We start from the raw sequence: 16,859 nt of genomic DNA on the forward strand, positions 1-16,859 counted from the left end.
GGGCCGCGCCAGGCGGGCGGGCCGCGCCAGGCGGGCGGGCGCGCCAGGCGGGCGGGCGCGCCAGGTCTGGCGGGGCCGTGGGTCGTTGCCGGGCCCTGGCCTGCTGGGCTAGCTGGAGTGTTCTACCGGGGCTGCCGTGCCCGCTGTGCCGGGAGTGGGGGCGCCGGGCGCGGGCTTGGGCTTGGCGTCTACGCCGGCCTCGGTGCGCTGCTGGGGGGTGATCGGCGTCGGGGCGCCGGTCAGCGGGTCGTAGCCGCCGCGCGTCTTGGGGAACGCGATCACCTCGCGGATCGAGTCGGCGCCGGCGAGCAGCATGCAGACCCGGTCCCAGCCGAACGCGATGCCCGCGTGCGGCGGCGGGCCGTACTTGAACGCTTCCAGCAGGAAGCCGAACTTGTCGTTCGCCTCGTCGGGCGTGATGCCGAGCAGGTCGAACACGCGCCGCTGTACGTCGCCGCGGTGGATACGGACCGAGCCGCCGCCGATCTCGTTGCCGTTGCACACAATGTCGTACGCGTACGCCAGCGCCCGGTCGGGTGCCTGCTCGAACCGGTCGAGCCACTCGGAGTTCGGCGAGGTGAAGGGGTGGTGGACGGCGGTCCAGCCGCCCTCGTCAGTCGGCTCGAACATCGGCGCGTCGACGACCCAGCAGAAGGCCCACGCCTCCTCGTCGATCAGCCCGGTCCGCTTGGCGATCTCGATGCGGGCGGCGCCGAGCAGCTCTTGCGCCTCGCGGGTGTTCGTCGAGGCGGCGAAGAAGATCGCGTCGCCGGGCTTGGCGCCGACCGCGTCGGCGAGCCCGGACAGGTGTGCCTCGCTGAGGTTCTTGGCGACCGGCCCGCGCGCCTCGCCGGTCTCGGCGTCCAGCACCACGTACGCCAGGCCGCGCGCGCCCCGGGCCTTGGCCCAGTCCTGCCAGCCGTCGAGCTCCTTGCGGCTCTGGGCGGCGCCGCCGGGCATGACCACGGCACCGACGTACCCGCCGGCCTCGATCGCGCCCGCGAAGACCCGGAACTCGGTGCCGCGCAGGTAGTCGGTCAGCTCGGTCAGCTCCACGCCGTACCGCAGGTCGGGCTTGTCGGATCCGTATCGCGCCATCGCGTCGTGCCACGTGATCCGCGGGACCGGCCGGGGGATCTCGTACCCGATCGTGTCCTTCCACAGCGCCCCGATGATCGCCTCGCCGAGCTCGATCACGTCGTCCTGGGTGACGAACGACATCTCGATGTCGAGCTGCGTGAACTCGGGTTGCCGGTCGGCGCGGAAGTCTTCGTCGCGGTAGCAGCGGGCGATCTGGTAGTACCGCTCCATGCCGCCGACCATCAGCAGCTGCTTGAACAGCTGCGGCGACTGCGGCAGGGCGTACCAGGTGCCGGGCTGGAGCCGCACGGGCACCAGGAAGTCGCGGGCGCCCTCGGGCGTCGACCGGGTCAGCGTCGGCGTCTCGATCTCGACGAAGTCGCGCTCGTGCAGCACGGTGCGGGCGACCTGGTTGACCCGGGAGCGCAGCCGCAGCGCCCGCGCCGGGCCGCTGCGCCGCAGGTCGAGGTACCGGTACTTGAGCCGGATGTCGTCGCCGGCGTCGACGTGGTCGTCGACCGGCACCGGCAGTGGCGCCGCCTCGGAGAGGATCTCCAGGGCGCTCGCGGTGACCTCGACCTCGCCGGTGGGCAGCTCGGGGTTCTCGTTGCCGGCGGGGCGGCGCTCGACCGCGCCCGTGACCTTGACGCAGTACTCGTTGCGTAGCGCGTGCGCCACCTGCATTTCTTCGCGGAACACCACCTGCACGACGCCCGACGCGTCGCGCAGGTCGACGAAGATCACTCCCCCGTGGTCGCGCCGGCGGGCCACCCACCCGGCGAGCGTCACCGTCGTGCCGGCGTCAGAGGCGCGCAGGCTGCCGGCGTCATGGGTACGGATCACGGGAGCGTCTCCTTAGCTAACGGGATTGCCCCGACATTCTGTCAGGCGTGCCCGGTAGCGGCCGCGCCACCCGCCGTCAGCGCGGAATGTTCCACGCGGTCGCCTTGAGGGTGACCGCCCCGTCGTCCGCGACGCCGGTGATCTCCACGAGGACCATGCGCTGGTCGTCGCCGCGCTCGTTGGCCGCGGCGAACGACGTGGTCAGGCACAGCACCACGCCCTTGCGCACGGGTACGTTCGCCTCGCCGAGCGGCGCGGTGCGGATCTGCTCCGCGCAGTCCTGCGGCGTCGAGCTGGTCGTTCCCGAGTCGCTGCCTTGGACGCCGTCGCCGAGGCTGACGTAGGCGGGCGTGCTGCCGCAGTCGCCGCGCACCGCCAGGTCATAACCGGTGGAGGCGACGTTCGCGCGGGGCTCGTCCAGGTCGGCGTACATAGTCGTGCACTCGCGGGCCTTGAGGGTCAGGGACTGCTTCTCGTATTTGGGCGTGTAGACGGTGCGCTCGTCCAGCGGAGCCGGCTCGCCCGTCCCGGCGGGCTCGACCGGATCCGTCGGCCCGGCGGCAGCGGCCGGCTCCTCCGACAATGACGACGACGGCAGCGACTCCTGGGCAGTTGGGGTCGCCGGCGCGGCGGGCTCGCCGCGGCCCGCGAGCGCTACCTGCTTGGCGTCCTTGGCTTGGTCGATCGCACGCCACGCGAACACCGCCGACCCGAGCGCCAGCAGCAGGGCGAGCCCGGCAACAGCGAGTGCGGTGACGCCGTACGGCAGCCGCTTGCCGGAGACCGGACCGGCGGGTAGCGGAGGGCGGGGCGGTGGAATGACGGCGTTCGGGTTGGGCGCGCTCACCGCGCCACCTCCTTGATCGAGCTGCGGCAAAGGGAACGCATTTATCGCACGCCTGGCAGCCAATCACTGTCACATATGCGTCCACGATTGAGCGACTTCCACAATGGGTAGACGCCCCGATAATGAGCCACTGTCATTGGATTGGAATCGCACAGAATCGAGGCCGTACGGATGAGCCGGATCGAGAGGATCGGAATCGCGCTCGGCGCGGTAACGCTGGTCACCTCATCGGCGATCGCGCTGGCCGCCTGGCAGTGGCCCCAGCCGGTACCGGAGAAACCGTCGCCAACGCCCACAACAGCAGCAAGACCAGCTACGATGCAGGCGACGACGGAGCCCGGTCGAGCGACATACGTCGACACCCTGAGCCCGCAGGCCGGCGCCGCGAACTTGACGAAACTACCTCGCGAGCTGGCCGGGAAATCGGGATACGAACACGCCATTGTGGTGCGCTGCCCGACCAACCAGGCCAATGACAAGGTACGTTCGGTCAATTATCTCGTGCGCGGCCGATATCTCGATTTCTCCGCGACCGTGCATCCGTATTACGAGGTCGAAAAGGACGCCCGCACATACGTCTACGCGCTGGCTGGTGTGAAGGAACGGGACGGCACGCTCACGCAGCGGACCCGCGGCACCCAGTTCGAGGCGACGATGACACGCGCGGCCTCCCTCGCCGCGGAGGTGGAGGGCGCCGAGGAGCTGACGATCCAGGTACGGTGCGAGGCGCCGGAGGGCGTCGTGGTGTTGGCAGCCGCGCAGGTCACGCCGGCCGCCTGATCCGCGTCCGCACAACCGAAACGCGCTGGAAACGTTGGGGTGTCAGCATCGCAGCGCGACGTCATGCCGGAGGTGTTCGAGTGTTTCTGACCCGCCATGAGCAGGACCGGTTGCTGATCCACGTCGCCGCCGACGTGGCGCAGCGGCGCCGCGACCGCGGCCTGAAGCTCAACCACCCGGAGGCGACCGCGATCATCACGGCGTTCCTGCTGGAGGCGGCCCGTGACGGGCGCACCGTCAACGAGCTCATGGAGGCCGGGCGGCAGGTGCTGACCCGCGACGACGTGCTCGAAGGCGTGCCGGAGATGCTGGCCGAGGTGCAGGTCGAGGCGACGTTCCCGGACGGGACGAAGCTCGTTACCGTCCACGAGCCGATCCCATGATCCCCGGAGAGGTCATCCCCGGCGAGGGGGACATCGAGATCAACGCTGGCCGCGCGGTGCTGTCGCTCGCCGTCGTCAACACCGCCGACCGTCCGGTACAGGTGGGATCGCACTACCACTTCGCCGAGGCCAACCCGGCGCTCGACTTCGACCGCCAGGCCGCCCGGGGCCACCGGCTGGCGATACCGGCGGGCACGTCCGTGCGGTTCGAGCCAGGCATCCCGCGCGACGTCGACCTGGTACCCCTTGCTGGCCGCCGGATCGTGCCTGGCCTTCGCGGCGAGGTCGGTGGGGAGTTATGAGGATCGAGCGGCGGCGGTACGCCGCGCTCTACGGGCCGACCACCGGCGACCGCATCCGGCTCGCGGACACCAACCTGCTGATCGAGGTCGAGGAGGATCGCAGCGCGGGCGGCGACGAGGCGGTGTTCGGCGGCGGCAAGGTGATCCGCGAATCGATGGGCCAGTCGCGGGCGACGCGCGCCGAGGGTACGCCCGACACGGTGATCACCGGCGCCGTGGTGCTCGACCACTGGGGCATCGTGAAGGCCGACGTCGGCATCCGCGACGGGCGCGTCGTGGCGCTGGGCAAGGCCGGCAACCCCGACACCATGGACGGTGTGCACCCCGACCTGGTGATCGGGCCGGGCACCGAGGTCATCGCCGGCAACGGCAAGATCCTGACGGCGGGCGCGATCGACAGCCACGTGCACCTGATCTGCCCGCAGATCCTCGAAGAGGCGCTCGCCAGCGGCATCACCACGGTCCTGGGCGGCGGCACCGGCCCGGCCGAGGGTTCGAAGGCCACCACGGTCACCCCGAACTCGTGGCACCTGGCGCGGATGCTGGAGGCGATCGACCCCTGGCCGGTCAACGTCATGCTGCTCGGCAAGGGAAACACGGTCAGCGAAGAGTCGATGTGGGAGCAGCTGCGCGGCGGCGCGGGCGGGTTCAAGCTGCACGAGGACTGGGGCACCACACCCGCGGCGATCGACGCGTGCCTGAGGGTCGCGGACGCGTCGGGTGTGCAGGTCAACATCCACACCGACACGCTCAACGAGGCCGGCTTCGTCGAAGACACCCTGCGCGCGATTGGCGGCCGGGCGATCCACGCGTACCACACCGAGGGCGCCGGCGGCGGCCACGCGCCCGACATCATCACGGTCGCCTCCCACCCCAACGTGCTGCCGTCATCGACCAACCCGACCCGGCCGTACACCCGCAACACGCTCGACGAGCACCTCGACATGCTGATGGTCTGCCACCACCTCAATCCGGCGGTGCCCGAAGACCTGGCGTTCGCCGAGAGCCGCATCCGGCCCAGCACGATGGCCGCCGAAGACGTCCTGCACGACCTCGGCGCGATCTCGATGATCGGCTCGGATTCGCAGGCGATGGGCCGGGTCGGCGAGGTCGTCCTGCGCACCTGGCAGACCGCGCACGTCATGAAGGACCGGCGGGGCGCGCTGCCCGGCGACGGCACCGCCGACAACCAGCGCGCCAAGCGGTACGTCGCCAAGTACACGATCTGCCCGGCGGTGGCGCACGGCATCGAGGGCGAGGTCGGGTCGGTCGAGCCCGGCAAGCTCGCCGACCTGGTGTTGTGGGATCCGGCTTTCTTCGGGGTACGGCCGCACCTGGTCGTCAAGGGCGGCATGATCGCGTGGGCGCAGATGGGCGACGCGAACGCCTCGATCCCCACACCGCAGCCGGTGCTGCCCCGGCCGATGTTCGGCGCTTATGGCGCCGCGCCAGCGGCGACGAGCGTCGCGTTCGTCGCGCCGGCGGCGGTCGACGACGGCCTCGCGGACCGGCTCGCCGTGGCGCGCCGCCTGGTGCCGGTTGCGAGCGTACGGTCGCGGGGCAAGGCCGACATGCCACTCAACGACGCCATGCCGCGGATCGAGGTGGAGCCAGACACGTTCACGGTGCGGGTCGACGGCGAGGTGATCGAGCCGAAGCCGGTGACCGAGCTGCCGATGGCCCAGCGGTACTTCCTGTTCTGATGTCGCTGACCTCGCTTCTGCTGCTGGCCGACGGCCGGTTCCCGTCCGGTGGGCACGCGCACTCGGGCGGGCTGGAGGCGGCCGTGACCGCGCGCCGCGTCACCGGCGTCGACGACCTGGCGGCGTTCCTACGTGGACGGTTGGCCACCGCCGGCCTGGTGTCGGCCGCGTTCGCCGCCGCGGCCTGTCACTCCACTGTGGATATCGAGGCGCTGGACGCGGGGCTCGACGCGCGCACCCCTTCGCCCGCGCTGCGCCGCGCTTCCCGGACCCAGGGCCGGGCACTGCTGCGCGCCGCCCGTCACATGTGGACGGTGCCCGCACTGGCTGCGAGCCCGCACCAGCCCGTCGCGCTCGGCGTGGTCGCGGCCGCCGCCGGGCTCGACCCCGCACAGGCGGCATTGGCCGCCGCTTACGGCACGGTCACCGGCTCCGCCAGCGCCGCCGTGCGCCTGCTGGGGCTTGATCCGTACCGGGTACACGCTCTACTCGCCGATTTGGCGACCGACTGCGAGACGGTGGCCGCACGGGCCGCCGCCCACGCCGACTGGCCGGTCGACGACCTGCCCGCCGCGTCAGCGCCGTTGCTGGACGCCGGTGCCGAGATCCACGCGCGCTGGGAGGTGCGTCTCTTTGCCAGCTGAACACCCTCACCCCGACCCCCACGCCCCCTTGGTCGCCGGCCCACGCGCCCTGCGGGTCGGCATCGGCGGGCCGGTCGGCTCGGGCAAGACCGCGCTGGTCGCCGCGCTGTGCCGCACTCTGGCCAGCGAGCTGCGCCTGGCCGTGGTTACCAACGACATCTACACCACCGAAGACGCCGACTTCCTGCTGCGCAACGGCGTACTGCCCGCCGAGCGCATCAAGGCCGTCGAGACCGGCTGCTGCCCGCACACCGCGATCCGCGACGACATCTCCGCCAACCTCGACGCCGTCGAGGATCTCGAAGCCGAGTTGGGCCCGCTCGACCTCGTGTTGGTGGAGAGCGGCGGCGACAACCTGACCGCGACGTTCAGCAAGGGCCTGGTCGACCAGCAGATCTTCGTCGTGGACGTGGCCGGCGGCGACAAGGTACCCAGAAAGGGCGGCCCCGGTGTCACCTCGGCCGACCTGCTGGTCGTCAACAAGACCGACCTGGCGCCGCTGGTCGGTGCTGACCTGTCCGTGATGGCCCGCGACGCGCAGGCCCGCCGGGGCACGCTGCCGACGGTGTTCCTCTCGCTGGTCGAAGACCCGTCCGCCAAGCCCGTGGCCGACTGGGTCCGTGCCCTGATCCACCCGTGAGAGCCACCGCCCGGATCGTCGCGGTCGCGGGTGACAGCGGCACCCGCCTGACGACCGTGCGGTCGGAGTCGCCGCTGCTGCTTCGCCGCACAGGGCCGGAGACGGTACATCTCGTCGGCGGCGCCGCCGGGCCGCTGGGCGGCGACCGGCTGCGCATCGAGATCGAGGTGGGCCCGGGCGCGCTGCTGTGCCTGCGTACCGTCGCCGCCTCCCTGGCACTTCCCGGCGCCAGCGGCGGAGCCTCGCTGCTGGAGGTCCACGCGACGGTGGCGGCCGGTGGCCGCCTGCGGTGGCTGCCCGAGCCGCTCATCGCCGCGCGCTGCTGCGACCACGTGTCGCGATCCACAGTGGATCTTGAGGAGGGCGCCTCGCTGGTGTGGCGCGAGGAACTGGTCTGCGGCCGCCACGGCGAGCAGCCCGGCGACGCACGCCTCGACACGACGGTGCGCTACGCCGGCGGTACCCTCATGCGCCAGGAAGTGGCGGTCGGACCGCGCGCCGCCGGCTGGGACGGCCCGGCGGTGTTGGGCGGCGGCCGCGCCACCGCTTCGCTGCTGGTGGTCGACCCGGCCTGGGCCGACAAGCCGCCGAAGCCCGTGGTGCTAGGCCCGGCCGCGGCGTTGATGCCGCTGGTGGGGCCCGCGGCGCTCGCGACCGCGACGGGCGCTGACCTCCGCGAGGTCCGCACCGCCCTCGACGCGTGCCTACCCGACGACGAATGAGATCGCGTACTTCCCCTTGCCGACTGAGCGTCTGAGGGTCTTCTCGATCGCGCGGACGTCGTCGTAAGGGCCCTGGATGAACGTCGGCACGCCGTCGAGCCCGAACGTGATGTCACTTGGCCCGGTCCAGGGCCCGAGCAGATCCGCGGCCGGCGCGAAGTCCGGATGCGGCTCGAACCCGAGCCGGCGGGCGTACTCGGCGGCGCCGAAAACCACGTGCTGCGCCTGCTCCACCGGTACGGCGAGCGGCCCGCCGTCGTACGTCGCGAAGTAGTTGGCGACGAACTGGGGCAGCTCCCGCTCGTTCATCGTCGCCTCCAGGGCGTTCTTGACACCCAGGCAGTAGACGTCGATCAGGAAGCCGCCGATCTGAAGCTTGGAGCTGTGCCGCAGCCGGCGCGCGACGAGCACTGCCGCCAGCCCGCGCGTCGTCAGGCCGGGCATGTCGACGTCCACCCACTCGGGGTGGCCGTGGACGGTGAGCCCGTCGCTCCAGCCGCCGCTGATCCAGCATCCGGCCAGCTCCGATGCCGGTGCCGGCGCGTCACTGGTCGCGGCGGCGGCCCTGATGAGGGGCGCCACCTCGGCCGGCGTCATGCCGAGCGCACGGGCGATCACCTTGGGTGGCGCGCCCTTCGCGCGCATCTCACGCACCCGTTCGAGGGTCTGGTCGTCGTTCACCGCCACATCATGCCGCACGCTCGTCCACGGTCGTTGATTTGACGCACCTTGGCGCGAACCCTCACTCGTACGATCGACATCTATATAGAAGGAAGTTTTTCTCACCCACGGGAGGACTGATGAGAACGCGCATCGCCGCGGTGGCCCTTGCCGCCCTCGGAGCCCTGGCACTCGCCGCCCCATCCGCCGCCGCCTCACCAGCGGCCGACGACAACGAGGTGCGGATCTACAGCCCGAGCGGGGTGATCCTGGTGGACTGCGGCCCGGTCGGCCCGGGCCTGCCCACCCATCCGCACCAGAAGGAGGTGTGCTCGGAGATCAGCGACGCCAAGGGCGACATCGCCTCGATCCCGCCGCTGCCGGGCCAGGGCTGCACGGACGTGTGGGACCCGGTGCTGATCGGCGTGACCGGGCGTATGGATGGCAAGGAGATCCTATTCAGCGAGTTCCAGTCGAACTCGGGCTGTGCGGCAATCTCGCACGGCCACGTCTTCCTCTATTAGGCCGGCGGCGCGCCGCGCCGCCGATCAAGGAGATCCGCATCGATCAAGGACAAACGCACGCGGAAATGAGATCGAACCACGTGCGTTTGTTCTTGATCGACGGCAAGGGGGCGCGGCGCGGTCGCACCACTCTCATCTGCGTCGATACATGGGCGTAACGAACGGGCAAAGCGCGCGCAATGGGCGCCGGGTCTACTGCGGGGGACTCACCACAGGTGAGGCGCGCCTAGGGTTCCGCCGCCCGAGCAGCGGGCGGGTCTGGTCCGAGAGACGCAGGCGCGGTGGCCCTGAGCCGCCGCGCTCCACGGCGGGACAAAAGCCCGGGAGACAGCCGTTCCTGGCTGTATCCAGCCAGGCCGTCGCCCGGAGGTGCCCGTGGGCATGTTCCACAACCACTACGGTCCCGAGGCCCGCTACGCCGTCGAGCGCGAGGCCGAACTGCCCACGACGAAGTGGGAGGAAGAGATCGCGCGCGGGTTGGAGTACGGCCTGCCCGGCGCCGACTCCATTGTCGACAAGCGCATCCCGACGTTCTCCCGCGGCGAGCTGCCGCACTTCGCCGGCATCAACACCTTCCTGAAAGCGCCGTACGTCGAGGATGTGCGCCGCTGCGGCGAGTACGACGTGGCGGTGCTGGGCGCGCCGTTCGACGGCGGCACGACATACCGTTCCGGCACCCGCTTCGGCCCGCAGGGCATCCGCAAGATCTCCGCCCTCTACGGCCCGTACTCGTTCGAGCTCGGCGTCGACCTGCGCGAGTCGATCACGATCGCGGACCTCGGCGACGTGTTCACCATCCCCGCCAACATCGAGAAGACCTTCGACCAGATCTCGAAGGCGGTCAGCCACGTGTACTCCTCGGGCGCGTTCCCGGTGGTGCTGGGCGGTGACCACTCGATCGGGTACCCGACGGTGCGCGGGGTCGCCGAACACCTCGACGGCAACCTGGGGATCATCCACTTCGACCGGCACGTCGACACCCAGGAGACCGACCTCGACGAGCGGATGCACACGACGCCGTGGTTCCACGCGACCGACATCCCCAACGTCCCGCCGAAGAACCTCGTGCAGATCGGCATCGGCGGCTGGCAGGCGCCCCGCCCCGGCGTCAAGGTGGGCCGCGAGCGCGGCACCACGATCATGACGGTCACCGACTGCGTCGAGATGGGCATCGAAGCCGCCGCCGAACGCGCGCTGGAGGTCGCGTGGGACGGCGCCAAGGCGGTGTGGCTGTCGTTCGACGTCGACTGCCTGGACGCCGCGTTCGTACCCGGCACCGGCTGGCCGGAGCCCGGCGGCTTCCTGCCACGCGAGGTGCTCAAGTTCATCCAGCTCATCGCGGAACGGCCGCTGGCCGGCATCGAGGTCGTCGAATGCTCGCCGCCGTACGACAACGCCGACATCACGTCCCTCATCGCCACGCGCGTCATCTGCGACACCCTCGGTTGCCTGGTGCGGGCCGGCCACCTCCCCCAAAGGAGCACGTCATGAAGAAGATTGCCGCTGTCATGGCGCTCTTACTGCTCGCCGCGTGCGGGCCCGCAGAGGATGCCGAGGGCACGCCGACCACGGTGCGGATCGGGTTCAGCGCCTGGCCCGGATGGTTTCCCTGGCAGGTCGCGCAGGAGCAGGGCCTGTTCGCCAAGAACGGCGTGACCGTCGACCTCAAGTACTTCGACAGCTACACCGACAGCCTCACCGCGCTGTCCACCGGCAACCTCGACGCCAACAGCCAGACCCTCAACGACACGCTCTCCTCCGTCAGCGGCGGCGCGCAACAGACCATCGTGCTCGTCAACGACAACTCCACCGGCAACGACCAGATCATCGCCAGGCCGGGCATCGACTCGGTGGCGCGGTTGAAAGGCAAGACGGTGGCCGTGGAGCAGGGCACGGTCGACCACTATCTGCTGCTGCTCGCCCTCCAGAAAGCTGGGCTGTCCGAAAAGGACATCACGGTGAAGCCGCTGCTGACCGACGCCGCCGCGGCCGCCTTCCTCGCCGGGCAGGTCGACGCCGTCGGCGCGTTCGCGCCGTTCACCACCACGGCGCTCGGGCTCGCCGGCAGCAAGGCCATCGCCACCTCCGCCGACTTCCCCGGCGCGATCCCCGACCACCTGGTGTTCACCGCCGACTTCGTCAAGGACCACCCCACAGAGGTACAGGCGATGGTGGACACGTGGTTCGAGACGCTGGCGTGGATGAAGGCGAACCCCGCCGCGGCGGTGAGCATCATGGCCAAGAAGGGCGGCGTCAGCGACGCCGACTACAAGACCTATGACTCCGGCACCACGATCTTCACGCGGGAGCAGAACCTCGCGGCCTTCGAGCCGGGCGCCTCGCCGGCGAACCTGGACCACCAGGCCAAGCTGATCGCGAAGTTCCTCGTCGAGGCGGGACTCGTCGACGAGGAGCCGCCCCTCGACGGCCTGTTCGACCCAACCTTCGTCAAGGCATCATCCTCGTGACAGCGCCAGCGACTGTGGAACGACCCCATCGGGAGTGGGATCCGCTCCCCCGGCGCCGGCTCGCACGGCGGGTGCCGGGCCTGTTCGCCATCCGCGCCCCGATCAGCCCGGTGGCGAGGTGGGCGCTCGCCGTGCTGTCGGTGGCGGTGCCGCTGGCCGCGTGGCAGGTCGGCAGCGTACTGGTCGACGGGCGCCCCGATTTCCTGCCCTCGCCGGCCGAGGCGTGGGCGGCCGGCGCGGAGATGGCCCGCTCCGGGGTCCTGTGGACGGACGCCTGGGCGACCATGGCGCGGGTACTGCAAGGCTTCGGGCTGGCCGTGCTCGTCTCGGTGCCGCTCGGCATCCTGATGGGCAGCTTCCGGGCCGCCCAGTCCGCCCTCGAACCGGTGATCGGCCTCCTGCGGTACCTTCCCGCCAGCGCGTTCATCCCGCTGCTGATCATCTGGCTGGGACTCGGCGAGCCGTCGAAGATCGCGCTGCTGTTCATCGGCACGATCTTCTTCAACACGCTGATGACCGCCGACGCGGTGCGGCAGGTGCCGATCGCGCTGATCGACGTTTCCTACACGCTCGGCGCCCGGCGTGGCGAGGTGCTGCGCAAGGTGATCGTGCCCGGTGCGCTGCCCGGCATGCTCGACGCCATCCGGGTCAACGCGGCCGCCGCGTGGAACTTCGTGGTCGTCGCCGAGCTGATCGCCTCCGAGTCCGGCCTCGGATACCGGATCGTGCGGGCGCAACGGTTCAACCAGATCGACCGCATCTTCGCGGTACTCGTGGTCATCGCCGTCATCGGCCTGGCGATCGACCTGCTGCTGCGCCTGACCCGCGACCGAGTGGGGAGATGGGTATGAGCGCGGTACTCCAACTCAATGGGGTGATCAAGGACTTCGGCGCGGTGCGCGCGCTCGACGGCATCGACCTGGCCGTGCCGCGCGGCCAGTTCATCTCCGTCGTCGGCGCCAGTGGCTCCGGCAAGTCGACGCTGCTGTCGCTGGTGGCCGGGCTCGCCCGGCCGACCGGCGGTGAGGTGCTCCTCGACGGCCGCGCGGTGTCCGGCCCGGGGCCGGACCGCGGCCTGGTCTTCCAGCAGGGCGCCGTGTACCCGTGGCGCACCGTCGAGCGAAACGTCGGGTTCGGGCTGGAGCTCCTGCCGATCAGCCGGGCCGAGCGCGCCCGCCGGGTCACCTGGTACCTCGACGAGACCGGCCTGGCCGAGCTGCGTCACGCGCTGCCCAAGCAGCTGTCGGGCGGCCAGCGGCAGCGGGTCGCCATCGCGCGGGCACTCGCCTGCGAACCGGAGGTGCTGCTGCTGGACGAGCCGTTCGGCGCGCTGGACGTCCAGACCAAGGAGGACATGCAGGTCCTCATCCGGCGGGTCTGGCGCGACACCGGCACGACGGTCCTGATGGTCACGCACGACGTGGAAGAGGCCGTGTTTCTCGGCCAGCGGGTGGTCGTGCTCGCCAGCGACCCGGGCCGGATCGCGGCCGACATCCCGGTCGACCTTCCCGACGATCGTGAACTGTCGGCAAAAAGACTTCCGGAATTCCTCGCCCTACGCATCCAAGTAGAGGATCTCGTCCGTACCCATCACCGACGTCACCAGGGGAAATAGACGAGCTGGACGGGGAGTATCGGATCATCAGCCGATACCCGCCCGTACGGATCTGGGATGGCTTGCCTCCTTACCTGGTGCTGGAGTAGTTACGCGGCTACGGGGAGGTCAGCTTGGCGTCGGATGGGCGCCTGGTCGCGGGCCGGTATGTCTTGGACTCGGTCATCGGCACGGGCGGCATGGGGGTGGTCTGGCGGGCGTACGATCTGCGCCTCGCCAGGTGGGTTGCGATCAAGGAGATCCGCTTCGATCAGTACGTCACCCCGCAGGAACGGGATGAGATCAGGCACCGCGCGATGGTGGAGGCGCTCAGCGCAGGGCGGCTCTTCCATCCCAACATCGTCGCCGTCTACGACGCGGTCGACGACGCCGACCAGCCGTGGGTCGTCATGCGCCTCGTCGAGGGCCGGTCGCTGCGCCAGCTCGTCGAGGAAGACGGCCCGATGGAGCCGATGGCCGCGGCGCGGCTCGGGCTGGGCCTGCTCGACGCCCTCGACGCCGCGCACGCCGCCGGCGTCATCCACCGCGACGTCAAACCCTCCAACGTCCTCGTACAGTCCGACGGCCGCCCGCTGCTGAGCGACTTCTCCATCGCCACCGTCGGCGACCCCCAGGCCGCCATCCGCACCGTCGCGGTGATGGGCAGCCCCGGATACGTCGCACCGGAACGCCTGCACGGCGCGCCTGGAGGGGCACCGGCTGATCTGTTCGGGCTCGGCGCGACGCTGTTCTTCGCGGTCGAGGGCGTCGGCCCGTTCGCGCGCGGCGACACCATGGCATGCCTGGTCGCCACCGTCTGCGACCCACACCCCCGCCCCCGCCGGGCCGGACCACTCACAGCGGTGATCGACGGACTGCTCGCCAAGAACGTCGCCGACCGCCTCGACGCGGCCGGAGCACGTGAGGCGCTGCTGAAGGCCGGCCGGCCACGCCGTCGTCGCCGCGCCGCGGCGCCACACCCGGTGCCGCTTTCCCGCCGCGCCTACCTCCCCCCATGGCGCACGGCCCTACCCGCTCTGCTCCCCGCGGGCCTTGCGACGCCCGGATCCACCGCGCCCTCCACCGACCTGCCGGCACCGTTACCTACTGAGCCCGTCCGGCTGGCTGCGGCATCCGACGATCACCCGCACGCGGCAACCGTCGCCGAACCCCAGCCGGTCAACCCCACCGCGTCCCCGATGACAGCAGCCCAGCCCGCAACAGCCGACCTCGCGGTGGACGCCACCCGCGGTGACCGTCCAGGACGCGCGGCCCTGATCAGGCGGCGCATCAGCCGGCGCGGCCGGGTCGCGCTCGTCACCTCGGCGGCCGCCCTGCTGCTGCCGACGGCGGCGGCGCTGGCCAGCCTCACCTCGGCACCGAGCGGCACCAGCGGCGGGCGGATCGTCGAGGCGCGCCCCGTGCCACCGGGCGCGCCCGCCACCAACCCGCCGCGCCAAGGGCTCACCCTCGCCATGCCCGACCTGGCCTCACCGACCGGCACCCCGCCACCGGAGGCGCTGCCCGGGGCCGTGTTGGCCACCGAACCCGTGTCCCGCACGACCACCAGCCCCACACCCGCACCGAGCGGAGGCGGCGGCGCGGTGACGACCGCCCCTCCCCCGCGCCCGCCCGCGCGCGTCACCGGCGTGGCCGTCACCGTGTCGGTCGCCGCCGACTGCACGTACTCCGTCACCGCCGCCGCGACCGTCTCCGGCGGCACCACGGTGATGTACCAGGTCACGGCCCCGGACGGCTCGACCAGCACACACACCGCGACCGCTGCCTCGGCCGGCACCGTCACCCTTCCGGTGGCCGGCGGCGGCCCGCTGACCACGGGACCGGTGCGGATACAGGTCGAGGTGCTAAAACCGAACCGATTGACCGCCAGCGGCACGGCCGCCGTACCACCGGAGTGCTCGCCCACCCCGACCCCATCAGCGTCGGCGTCAGCGTCGATCAGCCCAGCGGCAACCGACCCCGACCCCACTCCAACCCCGACCTGACGCTCGCTTCCAAGATCCAGCACCGGGCGCGGCCCGGTGTGTCGAGCGTCAGGCGGGGAGGAGGTGGGTTACCTCGGGGGTGCCGACAACCAAGGCGCGTGCTCGCTCCTCGACGTCCTGGTCGGCGCCGGTCAGGCGGCCGCCGTGCTGGCGCAGGTGCTCGTCCCAGGACGGCACCGTGTACACCTCGACGAACCGCCCCGCTACCGCCCCGTCCCGGTACAGGCCCCAGCGGGTGGCGCCGGTCCGCTGGCGGGACCGCCGCACCGCCCGCATCGCCGCCACGAACTCCGGCTCCCGCTCGGGCGGCACCGCGTACGCCACGGTCACGAGGATCGGCCCGGCGCCCGGGTCGGGGTCGAGCACCAGGTGCGGTTCGGGCCAGTAGATCGCGGGCTCGCGGTTGAGCCCGGCCCCGTCCATCAGCGGCCAGAACCGCCCGCTCGCCGCCCCCGCGACCATCACGACGGTGGCCACCACGTATGTGACGACGAGCCCGTGCCAGTCTGCCAGCGCGCCCCAGAACAGCGCACCCAACGCCTGCCCGCCCGCGAACACCACCTGCCACACCGACAGCCCGCGCCCGCGCACCCAGTTCGGCAGGAAGAGCTGGAGCGCCGCGTTGACGCTGGACAGTACGGTCATCCAGGCCACGCCGGCGGGCAGCAGCACCAGCGTCACCACGAACACGTTGCGCACGAGTGCGAGTACCAGCAGCGCCAGCCCGAAGGTCAGCCCGGCGGCGGCCAGCAACTGGTTCGGCGTGAGGCGTTCCCGTACCCGGGGCAGAACGACAGCGCCCACGACGGCGCCGACGCCGATCGCGCCGAGCAACAGGCCGTACCCGCCCGCGCCAAGCGCGAGCCGGCGGCTCGCGACCAGCGGCAGCAGCGCCCACAGGGCGCTGCCCGGTACCACGAACAGGCTGGCACGCAGCAGGATGCGCCGCACGATGGGCGAGTGCCGCACGTACCGGCCACCCGCGCGCATCGCCGCGGTGAACCGTTCGGGGGCGCCCGCCGCCCCGTCGACGGGGCGGCGCCATCGCAGCAGAACCAGCCCGAACACAAGGAACGACAGCGCGTTCAGCCCGAACACGGCCGCCACACCGACCTGCGCCACCAGCACGCCCGCGATCGCCGGCCCGACCGAGCGGGCCAGGTTGATGCTGATCGACCCGAGCGCCGACGCCGCCTGCAGCTGCGGCCGGGGAACGAGTTCGGGGATGAGCGCCTGCCATGCCGGCAGCGTCAGCGCCTGGCCGGCTCCCAGCGCGAACGTCAGCGTCAGCAGCAGCGCTGGCGGCATCTTGTCGGCCGCGGTCAGCACGGTGAGCAACGCACCCACGCTCACCAGGAACCCCTGCACCGCGATCAGCAGCCGCCGCCGGTCGAACGTGTCGGCCAGCGCCCCCGACGGCAGCGCCAGCAGCAGCACCGGCAGCATGCTCGCCGTCTGCACGAGCGCCACGAGTGCCGACGAGTCGCGCTGCTCGACCAGCAGCCACTGCGCGCCGACGGTCTGCATCCAGGTGCCGATGTTGCTCGCCAGTACGGCGATCCACAGGCTGCGGAACGCCGCGATCCGCAGAGGCGCCCAGGTAGAGGTCACCCGGGGGACGCTACCGTCACCGCCGGCCTCAGAGGTCCAGGACACCGACGGT

The 16,859-nt window shown here is 71.4% G+C and carries 17 protein-coding genes and 1 riboswitch; of the genes, 13 read left to right on the top strand and 4 right to left on the bottom strand.

Annotation, left to right across the window (positions count from 1 at the left end; translation table 11 throughout):
• Positions 1-108: 108 nt before the first annotated feature.
• Both aspS and V6V89_RS35385 read right to left on the bottom strand, forming a co-directional pair.
• Positions 109-1,923, bottom strand: a complete 1,815-nt coding sequence (aspS, locus tag V6V89_RS35380) for an aspartate--tRNA ligase (RefSeq protein WP_334623997.1) — start codon at positions 1,921-1,923, stop codon at positions 109-111.
• A 76-nt stretch (positions 1,924-1,999) separates the two neighbouring features.
• Entirely contained in the window at positions 2,000-2,770 is a 771-nt protein-coding gene (locus tag V6V89_RS35385) for a hypothetical protein (RefSeq protein ID WP_334623998.1), read from the bottom strand.
• Between the two features lie 171 nt (positions 2,771-2,941).
• On the opposite strand from V6V89_RS35385, the gene V6V89_RS35390 reads away from it, so the two are divergent.
• From V6V89_RS35390 to V6V89_RS35420, 7 genes are all read left to right on the top strand, one after another.
• Positions 2,942-3,550: a hypothetical protein gene (locus V6V89_RS35390; RefSeq protein ID WP_334623999.1), complete on the top strand. Its 609-nt coding sequence runs from the start codon at positions 2,942-2,944 to the stop codon at positions 3,548-3,550.
• A gap of 80 nt (positions 3,551-3,630) precedes the next feature.
• Complete coding sequence (locus tag V6V89_RS35395) at positions 3,631-3,933, top strand: urease subunit gamma (RefSeq protein ID WP_334624000.1); 303 nt, start codon at positions 3,631-3,633, stop codon at positions 3,931-3,933.
• The gene (locus tag V6V89_RS35400; protein ID WP_334624001.1) at positions 3,930-4,235 is read left to right on the top strand and encodes an urease subunit beta; all 306 of its coding nucleotides are present in this window, start codon (positions 3,930-3,932) and stop codon (positions 4,233-4,235) included. The genes V6V89_RS35395 and V6V89_RS35400 overlap by 4 nt, the downstream gene beginning before the upstream one ends.
• The gene (locus V6V89_RS35405; RefSeq protein ID WP_334624002.1) at positions 4,232-5,938 is read left to right on the top strand and encodes an urease subunit alpha; all 1,707 of its coding nucleotides are present in this window, start codon (positions 4,232-4,234) and stop codon (positions 5,936-5,938) included. Before V6V89_RS35400 ends, V6V89_RS35405 begins: the two co-directional genes overlap by 4 nt.
• Positions 5,938-6,582, top strand: a complete 645-nt coding sequence (locus V6V89_RS35410) for an urease accessory protein UreF (protein ID WP_334624003.1) — start codon at positions 5,938-5,940, stop codon at positions 6,580-6,582. Before V6V89_RS35405 ends, V6V89_RS35410 begins: the two co-directional genes overlap by 1 nt.
• Complete coding sequence (ureG, locus tag V6V89_RS35415) at positions 6,572-7,222, top strand: urease accessory protein UreG (RefSeq protein ID WP_334624004.1); 651 nt, start codon at positions 6,572-6,574, stop codon at positions 7,220-7,222. Before V6V89_RS35410 ends, ureG begins: the two co-directional genes overlap by 11 nt.
• Positions 7,219-7,944 carry an urease accessory protein UreD gene (locus V6V89_RS35420; RefSeq protein ID WP_334624005.1) on the top strand — a complete coding sequence of 242 codons (726 nt, stop codon included), beginning with the start codon at positions 7,219-7,221 and terminating at the stop codon, positions 7,942-7,944. The genes ureG and V6V89_RS35420 overlap by 4 nt, the downstream gene beginning before the upstream one ends.
• Here the strand turns inward: V6V89_RS35420 and V6V89_RS35425 are convergent.
• Complete coding sequence (locus V6V89_RS35425) at positions 7,927-8,625, bottom strand: hypothetical protein (RefSeq protein WP_334624006.1); 699 nt, start codon at positions 8,623-8,625, stop codon at positions 7,927-7,929. The genes V6V89_RS35420 and V6V89_RS35425 overlap by 18 nt on opposite strands.
• A 119-nt stretch (positions 8,626-8,744) precedes the next feature.
• Between V6V89_RS35425 and V6V89_RS35430 the strand changes: the two genes are divergently transcribed.
• From V6V89_RS35430 to V6V89_RS35455, 6 genes are all read left to right on the top strand, one after another.
• Positions 8,745-9,128 (top strand): SSI family serine proteinase inhibitor, encoded by a 384-nt coding sequence (locus V6V89_RS35430; RefSeq protein WP_334624007.1) that lies wholly within the window; start codon positions 8,745-8,747, stop codon positions 9,126-9,128.
• 215 nt (positions 9,129-9,343) lie between these two features.
• A riboswitch (guanidine-I (ykkC/yxkD leader) is annotated at positions 9,344-9,457 on the top strand.
• 52 nt (positions 9,458-9,509) lie between these two features.
• Positions 9,510-10,619: an agmatinase family protein gene (locus V6V89_RS35435; protein ID WP_334624008.1), complete on the top strand. Its 1,110-nt coding sequence runs from the start codon at positions 9,510-9,512 to the stop codon at positions 10,617-10,619.
• Positions 10,616-11,596 carry an ABC transporter substrate-binding protein gene (locus V6V89_RS35440; protein ID WP_334624009.1) on the top strand — a complete coding sequence of 327 codons (981 nt, stop codon included), beginning with the start codon at positions 10,616-10,618 and terminating at the stop codon, positions 11,594-11,596. Before V6V89_RS35435 ends, V6V89_RS35440 begins: the two co-directional genes overlap by 4 nt.
• Positions 11,593-12,447, top strand: coding sequence for an ABC transporter permease (locus tag V6V89_RS35445; RefSeq protein WP_334624010.1), 855 nt, complete (start codon positions 11,593-11,595; stop codon positions 12,445-12,447). Before V6V89_RS35440 ends, V6V89_RS35445 begins: the two co-directional genes overlap by 4 nt.
• Positions 12,444-13,211: an ABC transporter ATP-binding protein gene (locus tag V6V89_RS35450; protein WP_334624011.1), complete on the top strand. Its 768-nt coding sequence runs from the start codon at positions 12,444-12,446 to the stop codon at positions 13,209-13,211. The genes V6V89_RS35445 and V6V89_RS35450 overlap by 4 nt, the downstream gene beginning before the upstream one ends.
• Positions 13,212-13,324: 113 nt before the next feature.
• Positions 13,325-15,196, top strand: a complete 1,872-nt coding sequence (locus V6V89_RS35455; RefSeq protein WP_334624012.1) for a protein kinase domain-containing protein — start codon at positions 13,325-13,327, stop codon at positions 15,194-15,196.
• Positions 15,197-15,244: 48 nt separating this feature from the next.
• Here the strand turns inward: V6V89_RS35455 and V6V89_RS35460 are convergent, their stop codons facing one another.
• On the bottom strand, positions 15,245-16,807 hold the full coding sequence (locus V6V89_RS35460) for an MFS transporter (RefSeq protein ID WP_334624013.1): 1,563 nt from the start codon (positions 16,805-16,807) through the stop codon (positions 15,245-15,247).
• Between the last annotated feature and the right edge of the window lie 52 nt (positions 16,808-16,859).

The sequence above is a fragment of the Micromonospora sp. CPCC 206061 genome (assembly GCF_036906915.1).
In the GTDB taxonomy this organism is placed as follows: domain Bacteria; phylum Actinomycetota; class Actinomycetes; order Mycobacteriales; family Micromonosporaceae; genus Phytohabitans.

Excerpts from the sequence above, each read along its gene's own strand:
- V6V89_RS35400 (WP_334624001.1), top strand. The coding sequence starts at position 3,930 with ATGATCCCCGGAGAGGTCATCCCCGGCGAGGGGGACATCGAGATCAAC.
- V6V89_RS35435 (WP_334624008.1), top strand. The coding sequence starts at position 9,510 with ATGTTCCACAACCACTACGGTCCCGAGGCCCGCTACGCCGTCGAGCGC.
- V6V89_RS35450 (WP_334624011.1), top strand. The coding sequence starts at position 12,444 with ATGAGCGCGGTACTCCAACTCAATGGGGTGATCAAGGACTTCGGCGCG.
- V6V89_RS35390 (WP_334623999.1), top strand. The coding sequence starts at position 2,942 with ATGAGCCGGATCGAGAGGATCGGAATCGCGCTCGGCGCGGTAACGCTG.
- V6V89_RS35410 (WP_334624003.1), top strand. The coding sequence starts at position 5,938 with ATGTCGCTGACCTCGCTTCTGCTGCTGGCCGACGGCCGGTTCCCGTCC.
- V6V89_RS35430 (WP_334624007.1), top strand. The coding sequence starts at position 8,745 with ATGAGAACGCGCATCGCCGCGGTGGCCCTTGCCGCCCTCGGAGCCCTG.
- V6V89_RS35405 (WP_334624002.1), top strand. The coding sequence starts at position 4,232 with ATGAGGATCGAGCGGCGGCGGTACGCCGCGCTCTACGGGCCGACCACC.
- V6V89_RS35440 (WP_334624009.1), top strand. The coding sequence starts at position 10,616 with ATGAAGAAGATTGCCGCTGTCATGGCGCTCTTACTGCTCGCCGCGTGC.